This window comes from Peptoanaerobacter stomatis, from assembly GCF_000238115.1.
GTDB lineage: Bacteria > Bacillota > Clostridia > Peptostreptococcales > Filifactoraceae > Peptoanaerobacter > Peptoanaerobacter stomatis.
In genome coordinates this window covers 1-16,919 of sequence record NZ_JH414546.1, presented here as the reverse complement: position 1 = coordinate 16,919, position 16,919 = coordinate 1, and the positions used below count along the sequence as shown (strand labels likewise).

Annotated in this window: 8 protein-coding genes; all 8 read left to right on the top strand. The window is 32.4% G+C overall.

Annotation, left to right across the window (positions count from 1 at the left end):
• The first annotated feature begins 3 nt into the window (after nucleotides 1-3).
• The 8 genes from HMPREF9629_RS00040 to HMPREF9629_RS00005 all read left to right on the top strand — a co-directional run bounded on the left by HMPREF9629_RS00040 (nucleotide 4) and on the right by HMPREF9629_RS00005 (nucleotide 16,808).
• Nucleotides 4-852: a carbohydrate ABC transporter permease gene (locus HMPREF9629_RS00040; protein ID WP_009524245.1), complete on the top strand. Its 849-nt coding sequence runs from the start codon at nucleotides 4-6 to the stop codon at nucleotides 850-852.
• Nucleotides 852-1,688 carry a carbohydrate ABC transporter permease gene (locus HMPREF9629_RS00035; protein ID WP_009524244.1) on the top strand — a complete coding sequence of 279 codons (837 nt, stop codon included), beginning with the start codon at nucleotides 852-854 and terminating at the stop codon, nucleotides 1,686-1,688. Before HMPREF9629_RS00040 ends, HMPREF9629_RS00035 begins: the two co-directional genes overlap by 1 nt.
• A 1-nt stretch (nucleotide 1,689) precedes the next feature.
• Entirely contained in the window at nucleotides 1,690-2,718 is a 1,029-nt protein-coding gene (locus HMPREF9629_RS00030) for a LacI family DNA-binding transcriptional regulator (protein ID WP_009524243.1), read from the top strand.
• A gap of 235 nt (nucleotides 2,719-2,953) precedes the next feature.
• Complete coding sequence (malQ, locus tag HMPREF9629_RS00025) at nucleotides 2,954-4,405, top strand: 4-alpha-glucanotransferase (RefSeq protein ID WP_009524242.1); 1,452 nt, start codon at nucleotides 2,954-2,956, stop codon at nucleotides 4,403-4,405.
• Nucleotides 4,406-4,578: 173 nt separating this feature from the next.
• Nucleotides 4,579-5,694 (top strand): ABC transporter ATP-binding protein, encoded by a 1,116-nt coding sequence (locus tag HMPREF9629_RS00020; protein WP_009524241.1) that lies wholly within the window; start codon nucleotides 4,579-4,581, stop codon nucleotides 5,692-5,694.
• Between the two features lie 248 nt (nucleotides 5,695-5,942).
• Nucleotides 5,943-8,204 (top strand): glycogen/starch/alpha-glucan phosphorylase, encoded by a 2,262-nt coding sequence (locus HMPREF9629_RS00015; protein WP_009524240.1) that lies wholly within the window; start codon nucleotides 5,943-5,945, stop codon nucleotides 8,202-8,204.
• Nucleotides 8,205-8,795: 591 nt separating this feature from the next.
• The gene (locus HMPREF9629_RS00010) at nucleotides 8,796-12,482 is read left to right on the top strand and encodes a DUF7601 domain-containing protein (protein WP_009524239.1); all 3,687 of its coding nucleotides are present in this window, start codon (nucleotides 8,796-8,798) and stop codon (nucleotides 12,480-12,482) included.
• A 900-nt stretch (nucleotides 12,483-13,382) separates the two neighbouring features.
• A complete protein-coding gene (locus HMPREF9629_RS00005; protein WP_009524238.1) occupies nucleotides 13,383-16,808 on the top strand; it encodes a Cna B-type domain-containing protein in 3,426 nt (1,141 codons plus the stop codon).
• Nucleotides 16,809-16,919 lie beyond the last annotated feature (111 nt).

The following is a 16,919-nucleotide window of genomic DNA, read 5'->3' as shown; positions in this document are numbered from 1 at the left end:
ATTATGGAAAAGACACTCAAAAAATATTTTCCTTTTTTTGTACTCCCTACTTTTTTGACATTTGCAATCGTATTTTTGATACCGTTTGTACTTGGAGTAGGGTTGTCGTTTACAAAATTTACCACTATATTTAATGCGAAATTTGTAGGTATTTCCAATTATACTAAAGCATTTGCGAGCAATCAGAGATTTATTCAGGCATTTGGATTTACTACAATATTTACAATAGTGACAATAATAACTATCAACATAATAGCTTTTGCCATAGCATTGGCACTTACAAGAGAAATAAAGGGCAGTAATCTTTTTAGAACGGCATTTTTTATGCCTAACCTTATAGGCGGTATAGTATTGGGGTATACTTGGCAAGTTATGCTCAACTCCGTACTTTTAAAACTGATAGGCAAGGGACTGCTTGCAAGTGAAACATACGGATTTTGGGGACTTGTTTTACTTACAAACTGGCAACTTATAGGATATATGATGGTAATATATATAGCGGGATTGCAAAATGTACCTCAAAGCTTGATAGAAGCAGCAAAAATAGATGGTGCATCAAAATGGACTATACTTAAAAATGTAACTATACCTATGGTTATGCCTTCAATTACAATATGTTTGTTTTTAACACTTACAAACAGTTTCAAATTGTATGACCAAAACCTTGCACTTACAGCAGGAGCACCACTTTATAAAACAGAGATGTTGGCTATGAATATAGTTAATACAATGTTTGCAAAAGTAGGATTTGAAGGCGTGGGACAGGCAAAAGCATTTATATTTTTCATAATGGTTGCAGCTATATCATTTGTACAACTTAAATTTACAAGAGATAGGGAGGTTGAAAACTGATGAAGACAAAAACTATAGACAGAATAATATTTGTAATCTTGTTATTCTTACTTTTAGCATTTTTATATCCGATATCATTTATAGTTATAAACTCATTTAAAGGTAAATTTTTTATAAGCAACTCACCTTTTTCACTTCCAAATGCAGAAACATTTGTGGGACTTGGCAACTATGTAAACGGTTTGGCAAAAACAGGATTTTTCAGTGCAATAGGCTGGTCATTTTTTATAAGCATATTTTCAGTAGCTGTAATAGTATTGTTGTCATCTATGACAGCGTACTATTTGACAAGAGTAAAAAACAAAGTTACAAAAACTATATATTATTTATTTGTGTTTTCAATGATAGTGCCGTTTCAGATGGTTATGTTTCCTACTATTAAAGTAGCAGATATGTTGCATCTGAACAATCCTGTAGGTATGATATTCTTATATTTGGGGTTCGGTTCAGGTTTATCTGTATTTATGTTCAGCGGTTTTATCAAATCCATTCCGCTTGAAATAGAAGAAGCATCCATGATTGACGGCTGTTCGCCTATAAAACACTTTTTCTATATAATATTTCCTATATTAAGGCCTACAGCAATAACAGTCGGTATTTTAAATGCGATGTGGGTATGGAATGACTATCTTCTACCATATCTTGTAATGGGTATAAGTACAAAATATAAGACTGTACCTGTTGTAATACAAATGCTTGTAGGCTCAAACGGAAATAGAGATTTAGGAGCGATGATGGCTATGTTGGTGCTTGATATAATTCCTATAATAGTATTCTATCTTTCAGTACAAAAACATATAATCAAAGGAGTAGCTGCAGGTGCAGTAAAAGGTTAATATGTCGAAGATAACAATACGTGACGTGGCAAAACAATGTAATGTCAGTGTCAGTACAGTGTCAAGAGCCATAAACAATCATCCTGAGATAAACCAAAGAACGAGAAATATAATACTCAAAAAGATAAAAGAATTAGGATATACCCCAAACTCCAATGCGAGAAATTTAAAACGTTTAGAAACAAATACGATAGCTGTACTTATAAAAGGGATAGGAAATTTGTTTTTTCAACCTATGTTTAAAGTTTTGGAAAACGAGATAACTAAAAATGGATACTCATTTTTACTATATAAAGTAGAAGAACAGGATAATGAAATAGATGTAGCATTGAAACTCTCCCAAGATATAAAGCCTAAGGGAATAATATTTCTTGGCGGTTGTTTTATGGACGAAGATAAAAAAATATTGGAAGAAATAGGTATACCTTTTGTAGTTACAGCTATAGTAAGCAAAAATATGAGCATAAAAAATTCGGCCTGTGTCGGAGTGGATGATTTTTTGGAAAGCAAAAAAATGGTTAACTACCTTTTGTCGCTCGGACATAAAAAAATAGCCATAATAGGTTCAAGGTATGATGATGCAAGTATAGGTATGCTTAGAGTCAACGGCTATAAACAGGCACTTACAGAAAATAATATAAGTATAGATGAAAATTTGATATTTACAACCACAAAAAATGAAGACCCTTATACATTTGAATACGGTTATAAAACAATAGATATATTGCTTGATAAAAAACTTGATTTTTCTGCTATATATTGCGTATCTGATGCAATAGCGATAGGAGTTTTAAAAAGATTAAGAGAAAAAGGTATAAAATCACCGAGAGATTATTCAGTAGTAGGATTTGACGGACTTGAAATAAATGATTACCTTAATCCAACAATAACAACCATTAAGCAACCGGTAGAAAATATGGCACTTACGGCATGCAATGTACTTTTCAATATAATATCCGGTAAACCTTACAAAAAAGTGGTAACATTTGAAGGAGAATTGTTTGTAGGTCAAACAACCGACAAACGCTGAATTTTATTTTATATTCAGAATTTTTAAAACTGTATGAAAAAATATATGTGAAAACACAAATTTTCTTATGTAGGTGAATTTCACCGAAAATATAATAATGTGCCTTTTAAAACATCGTATAATTCTAATTTATGCGTGATATATTACTTATATCATAGATTATATGGGTTTTTAAAAAATTTTTAGTATAAAATCAGGCGCTATGGTAATAAAAATTGAATAAAAAGAGGTAAAAATGAGAACATCGGGAATCTTACTTGCCATATCCTCGCTCAACTCAAAATACGGAGTTGGAGATTTTGGCAAAGAAGCATATAAATTTGTAGATATAATTCAAAAAACAGGCTTTACAATATGGCAGTTATTGCCGCTTAATCCGCTCGGTTATGGGAATTCACCTTATCAGCCCTATTCATCACAAGCAGGAGATGAAATATATATAAGTCCGGATTTGTTGTATGAACAAGGGCTTTTGAAGAAAAAGCCTAAAACGCTTGAAAATAACGATAGAGTAGATTATGAAAAAGCAAGAAAATTAAAAGCGGAAATATTAAAAGAAGCTTTTAAAAATTTTAAAAAAGATAAAGATTATGAAGAATTTATAAAATTTGACTTTGTCTATAAATATGCAGTTTTTCTTACACTGAAAAAAGCAAATAATCTCAACATTTGGAATAAATGGGATAAAGAACAAAAAAATTGGATAATAGATAAAAAGCTTGACCTTTCAAAATATAACGAAGGCATAGAATATGAAATGTTCGTGCAATATATATTTTATAAACAATGGACAGATCTCAAAAAATATGCCAACTCAAAAGGTATCAGAATAATGGGGGATATACCTTTTTATGTAGGACTTGACAGCTTGGATGTATGGGAAAATCAAAAGTCATTCCTGCTCAATAAAAATGGCAATCCGAAATTTATAGCGGGAGTACCACCTGATTATTTCAGCAAAAACGGACAGAGATGGGGAAATCCTATATATGATTGGAAATACCTCAAAGAAAATGATTATGATTTTTGGATTAAAAGGATCGAGTATAATTCAAAACTTTATGATATATTGAGAATAGACCATTTCAGAGCATTTGACACATACTGGCAGGTAAATGCAAGAAATAAAACAGCTAAAGCGGGCGAATGGATAGAAGCACCCGGATACGAAGTATTCGACCTTATAAAAAAGAAATTTCCGAAATTGGAGATAGTGGCTGAAGATTTGGGCGGACTTAGAAAAGAAGTGTTACAGTTAAGAGATCATTATAATCTTAAAGGTATGAAGATATTGCTGTTCAGTCTGGATCCGAATGAGGGCAACAACAATTTTTCGGATAAGAAAAATATGATTATATATACAGGCACGCATGATAATCAAACGGCTATGGGATTTTTTGAAAGCCAAGACCAAAAAACAAAAGACTATATAATTAAGTTGTTTAAAGAGCACAATTATGATACTCAAAACATAGCAAACGGATTTTTGGAAATGACATTTGACAGCATAGCGGACTATGCTATAGTACCTGTTCAAGACATATTAGGTCTTGATGACAGTGCAAGAATGAATACACCGAGCACACTCAACAACATAAATTGGAGTTTCAAATTAAACTCTATGGAAAAATTGGAAGAGAAAACAGATTATTTACACAAATTACTCAAAAAAACAAAAAGAATTTAAAAAATCGTAAGTAAATTATCTATAACATTTAGAGATGTGCAAAATAAGAAAAAATACATTCATTAGAGCAATATATAGAAACATAACTGTGTTATTGCACTTTATAGTTATGAATAACTGTAAAAACCACATTTTGCACATGGCTAATAACATTTTATTTGGAGGAAATAAAAATGGCGAGTTTATCGTTGAAAAATATTAACAAAGTATATCCTAACGGATATCATGCCGTTAAAGATTTTAATATGGAAATAGAAGACAAAGAATTTATAATCTTTGTCGGTCCGTCAGGCTGTGGAAAATCAACTACACTTAGAATGATAGCAGGACTTGAGGATATATCATCAGGCGAGTTGAAAATAGATGACAAAGTGGTAAATGAAGTAGAACCGAAAGATAGAGATATAGCCATGGTATTTCAAAACTATGCACTTTATCCGCATATGAACGTATTTGATAATATGGCATTCGGATTAAAGATAAGAAAAGTACCGAAAGACGAAATAAAAAAATTGGTCACAGATGCAGCAAAAATATTGGATATAGAACATCTGCTTGATAGGAAACCCAAAGCTCTTTCAGGCGGACAAAGACAAAGGGTAGCCATGGGTAGAGCAATAGTAAGAAATCCTAAAGTATTTCTTATGGACGAGCCTTTGTCAAATTTGGACGCAAAATTAAGAGTTCAGATGAGAATAGAAATATCAAAACTGCACCAAAGATTAGGTTCAACGATAATATATGTAACACATGACCAAACAGAGGCGATGACACTCGGCTCAAGAATAGTAGTAATGAAAGACGGTATAATTCAGCAAATAGATTCTCCTCAAGAACTTCACGAAAAACCGAATAATATGTTTGTGGCAGGTTTTATAGGCTCACCTCAGATGAATTTCATAGAAGTAGAAGCAGTTCAAAAACAAGACGGAGTTTATCTGAAAAGAGGAATAATAGACGTAAAACTTCCTGAATATAAAGCAGATGTCTTAAAAAATCAAGGGTATATAGGTAAAACGGTGGTTATGGGGATCCGTCCTGAAAACATACACGATGAAGTGGCATTCATATCAATGAGCGAAGAAAGCGCAAGAGTTAATGCACAAATAAAAGTATACGAAATGATGGGTGCGGAAGTGTTCTTATACTTCGACATAGAAAATGTCGACTTTACAGCCAGAGTAAACCCGAGAACAAACGCAAGAGTGGGAAGTATGGTAGATTTTGCGTTTGATATAAACAAGATACACATATTTGACAAAGAAACGGAAAAAACAATAACCAACTAAAAAATTATACACAAACACTCATTTAAAAAATATACAACAGTAAAACGTAAATAAGAATTAGTCGGATAATGTATTTTACAAAATTTATCAATAAAATATTTTCTGACAAAAAATTTATTATTTACGAAAAGTTGCTTTTTAAAATGAGTGTTTGTTATTGCAGAAAAACGGGTAATAAGTTGTTATAAAAATAACATTGTATAAGTATATTACTAAAAATCCGAAAAAATATTTATGGAGATGAAACTATGTTAAAAAAGAAGTTAAACGAGATATCGAAAAAGCAGTATGATAAAGAATTTGACAAACTTACCGAGCAACAGATATATGATACATTGTTGATATTTACAAAAGAAAAAATAGAAAAGTTGCCTAAAAATAAAGGTAAAAGAAAACTTTACTATGTGTCGGCGGAGTTTTTAATAGGGAAATTACTATCCAATAATCTTATAAATTTAGGACTATATGACCAAGTAAACAAATTATTAAAAGAAATTGACCTTGACATGTCACAGATAGAAGAAATAGAAAACGAACCGTCTTTAGGCAACGGAGGCTTGGGGAGATTGGCAGCCTGCTTTTTGGATTCGATAGCAACGTTAGGACTTAACGGAGACGGTATTGGTATCAATTACCACTTGGGTCTGTTTAAACAAAAGTTCATAGACAACAAACAATTTGAAGAACCCAATAATTGGATCAGAAAAAACAGTTTTCTTAAAGATACGGGAGAAAAATTTGACGTAAAATTCGGAGATTGTAAAGTAACCGCACATATGTACGACATAGCTGTAACAGGTTATGAAAGCGGATATAACAATCTTCATCTTTTTGATATAGACACAGTTGATGAAAACATAGTAAGAAACGGTATAAACTTTGACAAGACGGACATCAAACGCAACCTTACACTGTTTTTGTATCCGGACGACTCAGATAAAAACGGACAATTATTAAGAATATATCAACAATATTTTATGGTCAGCGCAGGAGCTCAACTCATATTAAAAGAACTCAGAGAAAACGGACATAAGATAGAGGATCTGCATAAATATGTAGCGATTCAGATAAATGACACGCATCCTACACTCATAATACCGGAGCTGATAAGACTTTTGACAGAAAAAGGTATAGACTTTGATGATGCGACAGATATAGTAACAAAAACTGTAAATTATACAAATCATACCATACTTGCTGAAGCACTTGAAAAATGGCCTTACGAGTATCTGAAACAAGTAGTACCTCATCTTATGATTATAATAGAAAAATTAAATACAAAAATAAAAGAAAAATTCAAAAGCAAAAAAGTACAAATCATAGACAAAGAACACAAAGTTCATATGGCACACATAGCCATACATTTCTCATCAAGCACAAACGGTGTTGCAAAATTGCACACAGATATACTCAAAAAAGAAGAACTCAAAGCATTCTACGAAATATATCCCGAAAAATTTAACAACAAAACAAACGGCATAACATTCAGAAGATGGCTTTTAAATTGCAATGAAGAGCTTACAGATTTTATAACAAGTTTAATTGGAGATGGATTTAAAAAAGATGCGACAGAGCTCGAAAAATTATCACAGTTTGTAGATGACGAGCAGGTTTTGGAAAAACTGTTGGAGATAAAAAAACACCATAAACAAGAGCTTTCAGATTATATAAAGCTACATGAAAATATAGAAATTGACAGCAATTCAATCTACGACATACAGATAAAAAGACTTCACGAATACAAAAGACAGCAGATGAACGCACTTTATATAATAGATAAATATTTGGATATAAAAAAAGGCAGACTGCCTAAACATCCGATAACAGTAATATTCGGTGCAAAAGCCGCCCCTGCATACATCATAGCTAAAGATATAATACACCTTATATTGACACTTGGCGAACTTATCGAAAAAGACGAAAAAGTAAGCAAATATCTTAAGGTAGTAATGGTGCAAAACTATAATGTGAGCTATGCACAAAAACTCATACCTGCTTGCGATATATCAGAACAAATATCATTAGCATCCAAAGAAGCATCAGGTACAGGCAATATGAAACTTATGTTAAACGGAGCCGTTACACTCGGTACAATGGACGGAGCAAACGTGGAGATAGCTGAGCTTGTAGGACAAGATAATATATATATATTCGGCAAGACAAGCAAGCAAGTAATAAATTTATACAAAAAATCGTCATATGATCCTAAAAAATATTATCAAGACGATGAATGTATAAAAGAAATAGTAGATTTTATAATCTCGGACAAACTCATAGAGCTTGGTGACAAAACATCACTTACAAGACTACACCAAGACATATCACAAAAAGATTATTTTATGGCACTTCCCGATTTAAGAGCATATATAAAAGTTAAAAACAAAATGATAAAAGCCTACAAAGACAGACACGAGTGGGCTAAAAAAATGCTCATCAACATAAGCAAAGCCGGACACTTCTCATCAGACAGAACAATAGAAGAATACAACAAAGAAATATGGCATTTATAAAATAATTGAATAATATATCCGTTCAATAATATCTGAAAAACAGTATATGTTAGGGCATAAGTGAATAGAAATAATAGTACGAATTGCCATGTAATTTTGAAAATAATAAACAAAAAATCCTAATAAAATATTGATTATTTACGATATTAATGTTATAATCTTGTAAATAAATGTATGAGTAAAATATATTTTGCAATATAATGCATAATTATGCAGTATTTGCAAAATAAAATGACTGATATTTTTTATATCATGTATTGTATAGCACCGTACATTTATATCTTATTTAATATAGACGTATAAATGTAGAGGCATTTTGCTTTTGTATTTATAACCTTTTTAATAATATGATATATTCACAATAAATTGACTCTCAGATATAAAATTGAATTTTTATAAATAATTTTTATTACTGAAATGCAAGCTGAATTATCGGCATATAAAGATATAATAATATTTATAAAAATAATAAAATTACATCTTGAAACTTATGTGTTTGTTGAATTATTGGATGCTTATAAATATCATGCTTATCGTCCATGTTAAAAAGATAACATTACAGATAATGAATTCAGTAAAGGAGAGATGTTTATGAAAACAGTTAAAAAATTCATTTCGATAATAACCGTCGCCATAATGTTGTTCGGGATTTTTGTACAAAATTCACCGCCAACATCAGTTTATGCGGAGGAACCGAGCAAACCGCCTGCAATATCAAATGCGGCAAAGAGGCTTGAAGCCGGAAAAACCGGGAAAAAAGTATATCTTGAATTGGATTATATAAGAGTAAAAGGCGGGAAACATATTTATAAAAAAGACAAGGGTTTTGTGGATGTAGATGACAATCCTATATATTATGAAAGTGGAAGTTATAAGTATAAGAGTAATAACACAGTTGTTCCCGATAATAAAATTCCGAAAATGAAAAAAGGTGATGAACTTGATATATCGTATAAATGGGATATAAAGAATATATCAGGGATTAAAACGGGAGACTATTTCAGATTTAAGCTTCCGAAAACAGATGAACTTAAATATTTGGGAAGAACTGACGGAATACTTAAAAATAACAGCGACCCTACAAATACAATAGGAAAAATAGGGGATTTTTATATACACGATAATTATGTTTGGATGGTTTTGTCCAATCCCAAGGTTCTAAAATCACCTATAAAAGACGGAACATTCAATTTTTATGGGAAAGTGGAAAAAGATAATACAGGTATAGATATAAAAGTAGATGAAACATCATCTATAACCATTCCGACACCAAATAATCCTCCATCCGGTCCTCCACCAGTTACACCACCGGGAACACCTCCTAATATGGGTAAAACAGAAGATGATTATGTTAAATTTTTTAAGTGGGGAAAAAGTTCCGGTGCAGCCGGCTCCAAGAGACTTGAATGGGGTATAAATGTAAATAAAGAGCAATTGAAAGAAATGATAGCAGGAGGTCCTGTTACTCCAAGAACAGACCTTGTTCTTGAAGATACCATACCGAAAGGACTTAAATTCGATAAAGAAAAGATAAGAGTGGAATCACTTATATATGTTCCTAAAGACTCGGATACTACCAAGATGAGTAAAGATGTCGTCAGTTATCCGCGTTTGGCAGAAACATCGCATGATTCGTCCGGCTATATATATGCAAAGCCTATAGATGTGTTGGAACAAAACTCCGGTGAAAGTTATGATGATTTTAAGCAAAGAGTTATAGCTACAGCTAAAACACCTGCTTATGGACTTAACACATCATCTTTGAACAAATTTGCATTAGGTATATATGAGCATCCGGACGGAAAGAGCACTATGATATTTCCATGGGGCGATTCCCCGGGTAACGGTCTGAAATATTATGATGTATATGGCGGTAAAACAGTGTTTGAAAACCATATTGACAGCAGAAAGACTTATAATGCAACTACTAACAAGTTTTGGATAACTCAAGCTCAGGCTGACAGAATAAAGGATGTCTATGGAGAAAACGGACCGACAAATGGGAAAATATTACAGTTTAATGTATTTTATGAAACTATTGTAGATGATGATGCCGATGCTACACAAAAATTTAAAAATGAGGCCAAAATAACTTATTCCAATACTAATACACAGACTGACAGTGCAAGTGCATATTATTATTCGGCAAGCGGAGGAGCAGGGCTGTCATTTAAAGATATAGAAGTTGAGAAAACTTGGGCGGGATATTCGCCTTCAGATACTCATAATCCGGTAACAGTGAGACTATATTCCAATGGAGAGGACACCGGTAAAACTATAGCTTTGAATTCATCAAATAATTGGAAAGGCAAATTTGAAAACTTGTTTATATATGAAAACGGTGAAATAATAAACTATACTGTAAAAGAAGAATTAACAGGTAATGAAGATTTTGAAGTTTCATATGATTATACAACTCCTGATAAAGTGAAAATTACAAATACTAATAAAACTACCGCAAAAATAAAAGTTAAAGCCGAGAAAAAATGGCTTGGAACAAATGCATGGAAGACTGGTAAAAGTGGTGAAAATATACAAGTAAAAGTATTTGATAAAGATGATCCTTCAAAGCAGGCTAAAGATACCTTTATATTAAATCAAGGCAATAATTGGAAAGGCGAATCTACTGACCTTGACAAGTATAAGCTTGATAATGGAGTTTATAAGTTAATAGATTACGGTATTGAAGAAATAGTTCCTCCTAATGCGGATTTTAAGCCTAAAATTATTCAAAATCAAAATAAAGATTTTACAATCAAAAATATACAATTTAAAAAGATAGTAGTAAAAAAAGAATGGGATCCAAATGCTGCTCCTGATTGGACAGGCAAAATGAAAGATACCGCAAAAGTAAAAATAATATTGTCGGACGGAACAACAGAGACTTCAAAAATTGTTGACAAAAATTCAAATTGGACGGCAGAATTTATAGATTTACCTGTTTGTGACGATGAAGGGAACATTATAAATTACACTGTAAAAGAAAAAGTAATATATGAAGATGGCACAGAAGAAGATTTTGTTCCAAAAAGTGTCAGTAAAGAGGATAGCGAAACTACCACCGACTTTACGATTGTAAACACTGTACCGTCTACGACTAAAGCTACGCTTACAGTAAACAAAAAAATAACAGGCGAAGGTGCAAATCCTCAAGATGTATTCAAATTCAGAGCCAATTTCTACAAAGAAAACAGTCCGGATGAAGAAGACGAAAATGCGGAATATGATTATATAAAAAGTGACGGGACAGAAAATAAGATAAGAAATAACGGTGAATTTGAATTAAAAGGCAACGAGCATATAACTATAAAGGATTTACCTAATAATATCAAGTATAAATTGCAAGAAATAGATTATGGACGTTATACTCCTAAAGATGGAGTAATAAGAGAAAACTCCATAACTACAAGCAGTAGACTGTTTTACGAGGAAACATTCGTAAATGAGCGAACTACTCCGGGTCAACTTAGAATAGAAAAGCAAGTTACAGGTTCCGGAGGAGACAGGACGAAAAAATTCAGGTTTGTAGTTACTATAGGCACCGATCCGAATAAAGAGTATGATTATACGGGAAGTCTGACAGGAAAAATAAAAAGCGGAGAAGCGATAGAACTTTCGCACGGACAATATGTGGAGATAAAAGGTATTGAAGCGGGAGAAACTTATAAAGTTACAGAAGACAACTATTCATCGGATGGTTACAGCACAAGAGTTGACGGAGAAAATAAGAGAGAAAAAGAAGGAACGATAAAATCAAATTTAACTGAAAGTGTGGTATTTGTCAATAATCGTAACGGTGGAGAAGAACCGCCACCGGATAAACCGGATAAACCAAATGATAATCCACCACCGGATAAACCAAAGGAAGATCCGAAGACACCGCCGGATAAACCGAAAGAAGATCCGAAAACACCTCCAACAAAGCCGAAGGAAGATCCGAAGACACCACCGGATAAACCAAATGATAATCCACCACCGGAAACTCCACCGACACCGTCAATACCGTCATATCCGCGAGATAATCCGCCGGATCCTAATGATCCGAACTCTCCGGAGAGTATAGTAGTGGTAGACGAAAACGGAGTACCTCTTGGAACATATACTAAGAGAACAAATCCTGACGGAACGGTAGAGTATGTAGACGAAGACGGAGTGCCTCTTGGAGGAGTGCTTGTAAAAACAGGTAATGAATTCCCTGAAAACGCATTAATAATCACATCAATGGTTTCATTACTTGGACTTGTAGTATTAAGACGTTATAGAAGAAAAGACAGATAAATTAAAAAATTGTAGATAAAAAGTTTAAAATCATGCTATTTACAAAATTAGAAATAAAAAAATCAGATGTTAATTCATCTGATTTTTTATAATGTAGATATAATATTATTTTATAATAAAATTATGGATAAGCCATATGATAATAAAATTCATTAGAATGATAGAAAAATAATTTTGTGTAAATTTAATAAATATACTTTTATTTACGTATTTTACACATAAAGTATATGTTATTCTATTAGAGATTAGTATTATTATAATTTTTCGTTATTTTATAAGTTTCAGTATAAAACTAAAAGTTGATATAATAATGTATATTTCTGTTTTTAAGAGTTTATCAGACAAGCAAAATTAATTATACTTTAGATAAACAATCTGTATGAATTTTATCTATTAATTAAGTAGATTCTAATATAAGCATAGTCATATATAATAATTTTTAAACAAAGCTTATGAAATGGTGAATTATGTCGATAATGTCTAAGATAATCATATATAGAATAAAATTTTAATAACTATATAAATGCTTAAGATACTTACGGTAGATAATATTATTTTGATTTGTTTTTATGTAAAGTATGAGTAAATTATTTTTACACACTAATTCTAAGAATTGAAAAAGATATACTATTGTGATATACTATTTTAACGTATTATTGTGACATAATTTCAATAAATTAGTATAAACATATTATTTATTTTATTTATTGTATAGATATATCAAGATCATTAAATATGTAAGGGATATATAAGTTGCCATAATTATATAGTGGGTATATAAGGAATATAAAATATACTAAATTTATATATATTTGTTGATGGCAATAATTTATTAAATATATGGTTATTATGATACAAATTTAAAAGCAATTAATATATTTAAAAAAAGGAGGAGTTTTTATGCGAAAGATTGTAAAACTACTGTGTTTTATTCTATCACTACTATTAGTAGTCACGGCAATACAAATACCGGCAAAGTATAGTTATGCTGATGACAAGCCTACTGAGGCACTTACCCCTGATACAGCTAATAAAGTATCTGTAGAACTGAAGAAGATAATAATTGATAGTCAAGAATTAGACTTAACAGACCCCAAATTAACACCTGGAACAACAAATAATTTTAACGAAAAAGTAGGTGTTGAATATGAGTACATTACGACAACAGCACTTGCGAACGGTTACTATGTAAAAGTACCGATGCCAGACTTATTCAGAAATCATATCACGTACAGCCCTGACTGGACAAGTATAGGTGAGATAGCAGGGATGGTACCTTGTACGATATACTACAAAAAAGGCGCAGAGTTTATGTACGTTGTATTCAAAGATAATACAAGTCCTGGTGGAGGAAATTTCCAAATAACTCTTGAGAAAGGTAAAATCGGTACTCAGGAAAAACCTATAACAATAACAGAACCTAAATCAGGAGCAACAATAACATTCAAGTTAAAGGATACAACTCCTCCATATGCACCATTTGGAACATGGCGTTTGAAAGATAAGTATCTATCTAAAGACGGTGAATTTGCAAAAACTAATATTCAGAACGATACAATAAAATGGTCAATAGTGTTTAACGATGATTTATTGATAAAGCAGTATGAAGAGACTTGGAAAAAGAAACTCAACAATGATCCGTCGAACACATATCCATATGTAATGCCACAACAAAGAACAAATCAACTAATAGAAGACAAAGACATACCGCTTGACTTTGACATCACTAAAGTTGAGCTATACGCAGAAGTAGTTGTACCTACGTTGTCAAATCATGGCATACCAAGTTTTAGTAAATTGAGACAAATTAGGTTGAACCATAAAATTTACACTATGGATGAAATACTGACAAAGATGGGAAACACTACTCCGACATATGAGCAATTCAAAGAATTTTTCAGAACAGAGGCATCTTTGGAATCACCAAGAACAGTAATCTACAAAACGAGTGAACTTCAATCAGTGTTGTTTGCAATGGCAAGAGTACCAGAACCAACGCTAACAATACCAAGGGCATCATTGGAAAGCATGATTAATTGGTATAACCCGCCAACTTTATATCCAAGTCAAAAGACAATGATGAAGCTGGTATATCCAGATGCTCAAGCAATTCATCTAAGACTGGGTATATTTACACTAATACCTGAGGAAAAAAGAGGTGCTGGAGAATTGTTTAAAAACAAAGCGAGCATAACATTTGATGGAATTGCACCTAATCCAAACAAATCAGACTCAACAGAAACACAACTTATATACGGGTTTACAGGCTCATCTTATGGAAACTGGAAGGATATAACAGTTGAAAAGAAATGGGAGGACTCCAAATTCCCAGCCTGGGGGGCAGAACACACAGAACCAATAAACATAACCTTAGAAGGTGGTGGGATAAAAAGAACTGCCCAATTAACTAAAGAGAACAATTACACCTATAAATTCACAAACCTACCGATAGCAAAGGCCGGAAAAGACATAATATATAAAGTAGAAGAAGACTATAGCGCTAATGGTGACTATGAGTTTGATTTCCAAGAAGGCAATGCACATCAACCTAAAGATGTAACAAAGATAAAACTATATAACAAACCTAAAACAACATCTGTGAAAGTGACAAAGGAATTTAGATCGACAAGAGATTACAATGAAGCAACAGTAGATGTATCTCTACAAAGTAACCTTGATCCAGTGACAGGCGTTATAGGGCAGGTATTCTATGATACAGACTCAATAATATTAGATAAAAATAACAATTTCAACCATACATTTACAGGTTTACGTAAGTATGATATTAAAGGAAAATGGATAACATACAAACCGGTTGAAAAATCGGTAAAATTAAATGGTGCAGATATAACAGACGATTTCACACCACTAACATCTGGAACTCAGGAGATAGGATTTAAAATTCTAAATGTATCAAAAGAAACAAGAGATATAGATGTTCAAAAGATATGGGAAGACCAACCGCCACAACCAACAGATGTAATAGTACATTTAAAAGGTGCTGGGGTCGAAAAAGGTCAAGCTGTTCTCAATTTAGCAAATAATCTTAAGCATAAGTTCACAAACTTAAGACGTTATTCAGATGAAGATGGTCATGAAATTCGATATACTATAAAAGAAGATCCTGTATTAGACTTCTCAGCTAAATACTCCGTAACAACGGATAAGGCATTAGTAGTTACAAATTCACTAACTACTAAAGTTACATTAGAAGTTAAGAAAATCTGGGAAGGTATTGACGGTAATCCGATTTCTATCAATGCAGATGCAGAGTTTGTAGTAACAGCAAATGGAGAGGAAATACCTGTAATCTTAGATGCAAACCATTCTAATAATTACAATGATAAACGTGAGAATTTACCGTTTAGAAAGAATGGAGTAGATATAGATTATCAGCTTAAGGAGCTGAGAATCAAGAAAGGATACGAGGCTGCTATAACAAGAGAAACAGGTGACAAAAAATATACTTTCACAGTAGTAAACAAAAGAATCCCAACAACAATTACAATAAAGAAAGTTTTTGTTGGAGATAAGCTACCAGAAGTAAAAGTTCACTTGCTAGAAAAAGGTGAAAAAATTAATACATTCACTCTAAATGAAGGTAATAATTGGGAAGCAACTTATCTTACTGAAAAGTTCGATGAAGAAGGTAATTTAAGAGTATTTGATGTAAAAGAAGATTACTATGATAAATATAGAGTAGAGTATAAAAAAGAAAATGATTACAACTTCACAGTTACAAATACTAAATTGGAGAACATAACACCACCAACACCTGATAATAATGGATCAGGTGGTGAACCGAGTGGAGGAGGTCCGAGTGATAAACCAAAACCTGACCCTAAACCAGACAATGATAAACCGGAGAAACCAAGCAATCAAGACCGAACACCAAAACCAAACACAGATAAACCTGACCCTAAACCAAAAGATGATGGCGGCGGAATAGGAGGAACAGGAGGAGAAGACCCAACACCATCAAAACCATCAGAACGTCAAACAGAAACACCTGATGCATACCCATCAACTCCACCGACACCTTCATTACCGTCATATCCGAGAAACAATACTCCGGATCCTAATGATCCAAACTCACCGGAAACAATAGTAGTGGTAGACGAAAACGGAGTACCTCTTGGAACATATACTAAGAGAACAAATCCTGACGGAACGGTAGAGTATGTAGATGAAGATGGAGTACCTCTTGGAGGAGTGCTTGTAAAAACAGGTAATGAATTCCCTGAAGAAAATGCATTAATAATCACATCAATAGTTTCATTACTTGGACTTGTAGTATTAAGACGTTATAGAAGAAAAGACAAATAAATTAAAAAATTGTAGATAAAAGATTTAAAATCAGTTTATCTACACAATTAGAAATATATTAAGAAAAGTAAAAAACAGTATATTAATATTATTAATATAACTGTTTTTATT

What these genes read in the sequence shown, in the direction of transcription:
- HMPREF9629_RS00040 (WP_009524245.1), top strand. Translation starts at nt 4, where the DNA reads ATGGAAAAGACACTCAAAAAATATTTTCCTTTTTTTGTACTCCCTACT.
- HMPREF9629_RS00035 (WP_009524244.1), top strand. Translation starts at nt 852, where the DNA reads ATGAAGACAAAAACTATAGACAGAATAATATTTGTAATCTTGTTATTC.
- HMPREF9629_RS00030 (WP_009524243.1), top strand. Translation starts at nt 1,690, where the DNA reads ATGTCGAAGATAACAATACGTGACGTGGCAAAACAATGTAATGTCAGT.
- malQ (WP_009524242.1), top strand. Translation starts at nt 2,954, where the DNA reads ATGAGAACATCGGGAATCTTACTTGCCATATCCTCGCTCAACTCAAAA.
- HMPREF9629_RS00020 (WP_009524241.1), top strand. Translation starts at nt 4,579, where the DNA reads ATGGCGAGTTTATCGTTGAAAAATATTAACAAAGTATATCCTAACGGA.
- HMPREF9629_RS00015 (WP_009524240.1), top strand. Translation starts at nt 5,943, where the DNA reads ATGTTAAAAAAGAAGTTAAACGAGATATCGAAAAAGCAGTATGATAAA.
- HMPREF9629_RS00010 (WP_009524239.1), top strand. Translation starts at nt 8,796, where the DNA reads ATGAAAACAGTTAAAAAATTCATTTCGATAATAACCGTCGCCATAATG.
- HMPREF9629_RS00005 (WP_009524238.1), top strand. Translation starts at nt 13,383, where the DNA reads ATGCGAAAGATTGTAAAACTACTGTGTTTTATTCTATCACTACTATTA.